Genomic DNA, 6,134 nt, shown 5'->3' with positions numbered 1-6,134 from the left:
TGTACCTCGACTTGAACGGTTACGCACGATTCGCCTAGCGGTTTCATATTAATCAATGACTTGCAATGCTGGTGCCCAGCCTGATTTTGAGGGCAGCGTGTCCGGCAAAAAAGATCATAAATCTTTGTTTTGAATGAATTTTATTTTGCACTTTAAATCCGGGAGAGCCGTCGCTGCTTAGATAAAACTATTTATATCAATTGGTTAAGCCGATAACCAAACTGAACCAGTACCGTTCTTATGCATCATCGGATAACCCTATGCGTTTGAGTTGAGTCGTCGGGCGCGGAATCGCGCCCGAAACCCACGTTAGGGGTACAAGATGTACGCGCGATGGCGGTTCCGTTGCCTTCTCGTGACCGGAAGCGTCTCCAGCTTTGCAGCTCGCCAGCTTGCGCGCTTACGCATCGACGCGGCTGTTACCAGCCACGCCGCAAGGCTCGGTACCGGGCTCGCGGACCGCGAGAAATCAATCCGTACCTTTTTCCCCACCCATCAAGCCGTGCGTGCGGGCGAGGCTGTTCCAATGGATGACCGTGCCGTGCAATTCCTTGAGTCCGAGCGGCTTGCTCAGATAGTCGTCCATGCCGGCATCCAGGCACAGTTCCTGGTCGCCCGGCATGGCCAGTGCCGTGAGTGCGATGATCGGCGTCAGTCTGAATGCGGGATCCGCGCGTAAGCGACGCGTAGTCTCCAGCCCGTCCATGTCCGGCATCTGCACATCCATCAGAATGATATCGGGACGTTGCTCGCAGGCCAGCGCAATGGCTTTGAGTCCATTGTGGGCGGTGAGCACCTCGCAGCCTTTGATCCGGAGATAGGCCGCGAGCATCTCCAGGTTGCCCTCATGGTCGTCGACCAGCAGGACGCGCGGATGAGGGAGCGCCTCGGCCTTGGCCTTGGTTGGCGAGTCGGCGACGGCGTCTTGTCCCGGCCGGAACTGGTCGATGTTCTGCACGCGCGGATCCCAGGGCAGGATGATCTCGAAACGGCTGCCCCGCCCGACTTCGCTCTGTACCTCGATGCGGCCCTGGTGCAGTTCGGCCATCCCGGCGACGAGCGCAAGCCCCAGCCCGGTGCCGTCATACTGGCGCGCGGGCCGACTGTCCAACTGGACGAAGGGCTGGAACAGTCGGTCGAACTGATCGGCGGGGATCCCCACGCCGGTGTCCCAGATGCCGACCCGCAGCTCGCATCGATCGGCGTCCGCACGGACATCCAGCCCGATCGACCCGCCCTGGGGCGTGAACTTGACCGCATTGCCGAGCAGGTTCACCAGCATCTGCTTGAGTCGGCGGCTATCCCCACGGACCAGCTGCGCCTTGGGGTCGAGCTTCATGGAGACGGTCAGTTCCTTGCGCTTCGCCGAGGGACCGACCAACCGCAGGCTGGCGTCGCAGAGTTGCTGCATGGGCACCTCGTCCCAGCGCAGGGTCATCTTGCCGGAAGCCACCCGTGACATGTCCAGAATGTCATTGATGAGTTCGAGCAAATGGATCCCGTTTTCGTGGATCATGCGGGCGGCCCTTTCCTGCCGCGGGCTCAACGGCCCAATCAATCCGTCCCCCATGGTTTCGGAGAGCCCGAGGATGGAGGTGAGCGGAGTCCGTAACTCATGACTCATGGCGGCGAGAAACTCGTCCTTCGCCTGTGACGTGCGGGCCAGCTCCGCATTGGCCCGATCGAGTTCCAGGGTAAGGCGACGCACCCGGTCGGCCAGTTGGGAGCGTTCCTCCGCGAGCGCGTTATGCGCCGTGAGCAGTGCCGCTTCCGCCGCCTTGCGCGCGGAGATGTCGGAGAAGGTGACGACCGCTCCCACGAGTCGCCCGTCCTGATGGATCGGGTGGGCGTCGTATTCGACCGGAAAATGACTGCCGTCCGCGCGCCAGAACGCCTCGTCGTCAACGCGCGCCGAGATTCCTTCGCGATAGGTCACGGCGGCCTTGCAGCAATGGGCTGGATAAGCGGTGCCGTCTTCCAGCGAGTGGTGCACCGTCTCGTGCATGTTGCGGCCTTGGAGTGCGTCCGGCTTCCGGTAGCCGAGCATCCGCGCGGCGGCGGGATTGCAGAAGGTACAGCGTCCGTCGGTATCGACCCCATAGATACCCTCGCCGGTCGACTCCAGGAGCAGGCGGAATCTGGTCTCGCTTTGGCTCAGAGTCGCCTGGAAACGGGCCAGGTTGGTCTGCATCATCTTGAGCGCGGCGAGCATCTGGGCCTGTTCGTCGACCCCGGTCACCTCGATGGGGGTGGAGAAATCTCCCCCGCTGACCCGTCGGGCGATCACCGTGGCGGTGGCGATGGGCTGTCCGATGGTGCGGTCGACGAGCCAGATGAGGAGCAGGACCGCGCCGCTCATGAAGCCGACCATCGCGAACGGAATCCCCTGCTCCAGGCGTCTGGTCGTGCTGTCGATCTGCGTCAAGGTAATGTGCTTGTGGGCGAGTGCGGCGGTCACGACCTCATCGAGCAGGGCAGTCGGCTCTCGGTCGATGCCGCGCACCCGCCGATCGACATCCAGTTGTGAGGTCATCTCCCGCGGTCGATAGAAGGCCAGCGCGGCCCGGTATTCCTGACCCAGCCGCTGGTGTGCATCCAGAAAATGGGTGGCGGTGGCGCGCGTCCGATCGTTCCCGTCCAATAAGCGAATGAGTTGCCCGATGGTTTCCTCGGTGTGCCTCTCTTCCTGCTCGAAGCGAGCAAGATAGTCCGCATAGAGTCCAGGCTCCTGTCCCCGCAGGAGGATATTTTTCCATTCCTGTACCTGTTTCTTGAAATGAACCTGTGCCGAGAGTGCGGTCGTGACGATCCGCGAGCTGGTCTCGCGCACCTCTGCCTCTCGCTCCGATGCCTGCCCGAGCAGGAGGAACCCAGCAAGGCTGACGGCCAGATTGACGATCAGAATGGCGATCAGGCCGCCGGCGAGCTTGGTTCGGATGTGCATGCAATGCCTATGGCAGTGGCGACAACGGACCTCGCCGATGCCAGAAATTCTCACTGTCGGCAGTCTCGGTGGAATCGCCAACAGAATGTTCCAGGCCGACCGGGAAACCTTCAGCAACCGCCCGCTTGATGTCGCCCCTTGGCCCTGTCACGCGATCACCGCCTCCCGGCGCCACGCGCCCGGTGTAGTCGTACTGAATGCAGTACTGGTAATGAGCGGAGCCGAAGTATGCACCAGCACCTCCCCGCGATCCGCCCGCCATTCGGCAAGCACCGAGCGGGTCGCCTGCCGTCCGTCGATCCAGATCGCATGCTCGGCGGGCCGGTGCGTATGCCCGTGGATGAGCCGGACGGCCCCGTGGCGCCGGAGCACCTCGATGACCGCCGATTGGTTCACGTCCATGATCCCTTCGGGTTTGACCGCGTTGGCGGCACCGCTCTTGCGACGATACTCGGCGGCGAGCGCCCGGCGGCTCGCCAGGGATTTCCAGAGAAAGAGTCGCTGCACCAGCGGATTGCGGACCCGGCGTCGAAATTTCCGGTAGGCCGGATCGTCGGTGCAGAGCAGATCGCCGTGCATCAGCAGCGTCGGTTCGCCGTCGCAGCGGATCAGGGTCGGATCGGTTAAGCGCTGGCAGCCGGTGTCCCGAAAGAAGACGCGGCCGAGGAGGAAATCGCGGTTGCCGTGCAGCAGCGCGCACGCGACGCCCGAGGCAGTCAGTGCGCGCAAGGCCGCGCGGACCTGGAGGTTCAGCGGCGCATCGTCGTCGTCCCCGATCCAGGCGTCGAAGAGGTCGCCGAGGAGGTACAGGCGTTGGGCGCGACGGGCGCGGCCGGCCAGAAAGCGCAGCAGGAGATCGACGGTCGCCGGGCACTCCGGAGAGAGATGAAGGTCGGAGATGAAAAGCGTTTCCATCGTCAGTCCAGCGGATCGCGGGAGCGCGCCACGGGTTTTTTCCGGGCAGTCCGCCGGGGCTTGGTCTTTCCGGGAGCGCGGGCGTTTGCCCCCGAAGCCGCCGGGAGTCCCTCATCCTCTGGAGCCGGACTGGAACGAGGCTCCGGATCCGCCTCCCGCACCCGACGCCGGGGCGTCTTTTGACGGGGCGTATCCATCCCTGACCGAGTGCGCTTCGGCGCAACGGTCGGCCGTCGCGCGGATCCTGGGGCCGACTCGGAGATGGCCAGGATCAGGCCCAGACTGATAAACCCCGTCAGCAGACTACTGCCGCCATGACTGATGAAGGGCAGGGTAATGCCGGTCAGCGGGATGAACTTGGTCACGCCACCGAGGTTCAGAAAGGTCTGGGTGGCGAGCACGCTGACCAGCCCGACACACACCAGTTTCCCGAACGACGAGCGCGTCTGGTCCGCGATCCCCAGTCCGCGGCTGAAGAAGATCAGGAAGAAGACCACCACCAGCGTGCAGCCGACGAAACCAAGCTCCTCGCCGATCACCGAATAGATGAAGTCCGACTGCGCGATCGGGGTGTATTCCGGGTTGCCCCGACCGAAACCTTCGCCCCAGAGTCCGCCCGAATACATCCCGGACAGACCCTGCAGGATTTGCCAACTGTTGCCGGTCGGATCGTCGAAGGGCGACTGCCAGGCCGCGATGCGGCTTTGTCCGTGCGAGAAGAACGTCAGAACCAGAGCGCCCAGCCCGGCGGCGCCCAGGCCGCCGAGGACCAGATAACCGATCCGCCCGGTGCCGACGAACAGCATGACCAGCAGGGTCACGCCGAGGATGACGAGCATCCCCAGGTCGCGTTGGAACAGGAGCAGTCCGGCGAGCACCGCCAGAAAGCCCGCGAGCGGCAGCAGATCGCGCAGCGGCGGGCGGGGAAAGCCCTTGCCCCAGTTGCTCAGCGGCTTGGCATGGCGGTCGATGAAGCTCGCCAGAAAGAGCACCACGGTCACCTTGAGCAGTTCGGTCGGCGTGATGAGTCCAGCCCCATAGACGGCGCCCCGATAACGCTGTCCGATCAACAGGAGCACCACCACCAGGGCCAGCGAGAGTCCGCCCCAGATCCAGAGACCGGCGGCAAGCCGTTCATAGCGCCCGTGCATCAGGGCGACGCAGGCGGTCAGCATCAGGAGAACGCCAAGCGGGAACAGAAAAAGCCCCAGCCCCGCTAAATCGGTGGCGTCGAAGGCGCCCATGCGGTATTGCGCCAGCAGGCCGAAGCCCGCAAGAAAGGCGAGAGTGGAGAGCAGGATCTGATCGCCCTGAAAGCGGACCGCCACCAGGCTCAGATGCATGACGAGCAGACAGAGTGCGTAGACGAACAGCGGCAGAAGATCCGGCGGGCGGAGCGCACGCCCGGCGGCCAGGTCGGATCCCAGCACCATCAGAAACCCTAGCGTCATGCAGAGCAGACACAGCAGAAGCAAACGCCGCTCCGGCCAGCGAAGATCCCAGGCGTCCAACAGGGTCGCATGAGGAGTGAGATGCTTCGGTTTCAACGTCATCCGCGGTTCGGTGCAGTCATCGTCAGGCGTCCCCCGCGATGGCGGGCGGGAAGATGTCGGCGTCATCTTAAGGTGGCGAGGAACGTACCTGAAGCGTCGCCGTCTGTCGACCATCAGGATTGGCATGGCCCCCACCCACGTTGAGTTCCCGGTCCCGTTTTGGAGGAATCGTCTTTGCGTTTCGCATCCCACCTTGAGGTATCGCCATGAGTTCCGTCGTCGCACTCTACGAGGCGCTCACCTCCGCACCCGACGATCGCACCCGCGCGCGGTTGATCGCCGATGCCTTCGAGCGGCGAGAGGATCGCTATCCGCATCTGCCGGAACTGGCCACGCAAGGTCATGTGCGTGAGTCTGAGTTGCGCCTGCAAAAAAAGATCGCACAAGTACAAGCCAATCTCAAAATCGAAATCGAGCAGGTACGCGCCGACCTGAAACTCGACATCGAGCGACTGCGAGGCGAGGTTGCGCGGATCAAGATCGATCTACTGAAATGGCTCGTGCCCTTGATGTTCGCCCAGGTTGCCGCCATCGCCGCGCTGGTGAAATTCCTCTGAACCTTGATCGAGCGATCCTCGAGTCTAGGAGCCTGTCCGGCTTAGCACCCGCATCGCGAGTACAATCGTGTGTCTCACCCCGAAGCCCAGCGGAGCCTCCATGGCTGTCGAGTTCATCCCCATCGACCGAGACACCCCACTGCGGTTGCCGCCGTGCATCCAGGA

Annotated in this window: 4 protein-coding genes; 1 reads left to right on the top strand and 3 read right to left on the bottom strand. The window is 63.3% G+C overall.

Annotated elements, in window-relative coordinates; translation table 11 throughout:
* Positions 1 to 469: 469 nt before the first annotated feature.
* The 3 genes from QZY07_RS23205 to QZY07_RS23195 form a co-directional block, all read right to left on the bottom strand.
* Positions 470 to 2,944, bottom strand: coding sequence for a response regulator (locus QZY07_RS23205; RefSeq protein ID WP_295408080.1), 2,475 nt, complete (start codon positions 2,942 to 2,944; stop codon positions 470 to 472).
* A gap of 147 nt (positions 2,945 to 3,091) precedes the next feature.
* Positions 3,092 to 3,859, bottom strand: a complete 768-nt coding sequence (locus tag QZY07_RS23200) for a UDP-2,3-diacylglucosamine diphosphatase (protein ID WP_295408078.1) — start codon at positions 3,857 to 3,859, stop codon at positions 3,092 to 3,094.
* Between the two features lie 2 nt (positions 3,860 to 3,861).
* Positions 3,862 to 5,412: an FtsW/RodA/SpoVE family cell cycle protein gene (locus tag QZY07_RS23195; protein WP_295408076.1), complete on the bottom strand. Its 1,551-nt coding sequence runs from the start codon at positions 5,410 to 5,412 to the stop codon at positions 3,862 to 3,864.
* A 206-nt stretch (positions 5,413 to 5,618) separates the two neighbouring features.
* Here QZY07_RS23195 and QZY07_RS23190 point away from each other — a divergent pair, with 206 nt between their 5' ends.
* On the top strand, positions 5,619 to 5,969 hold the full coding sequence (locus QZY07_RS23190) for a DUF1640 domain-containing protein (RefSeq protein ID WP_295408074.1): 351 nt from the start codon (positions 5,619 to 5,621) through the stop codon (positions 5,967 to 5,969).
* The last annotated feature ends 165 nt before the right edge of the window (positions 5,970 to 6,134 follow it).

This window comes from uncultured Thiocystis sp. (genome assembly GCF_903866365.1).
Taxonomy (GTDB): Bacteria; Pseudomonadota; Gammaproteobacteria; order Chromatiales; family Chromatiaceae; genus Chromatium.
Note: the sequence above shows the minus strand (reverse complement) of the source record. Positions and strands in the feature narration are given on the sequence as shown.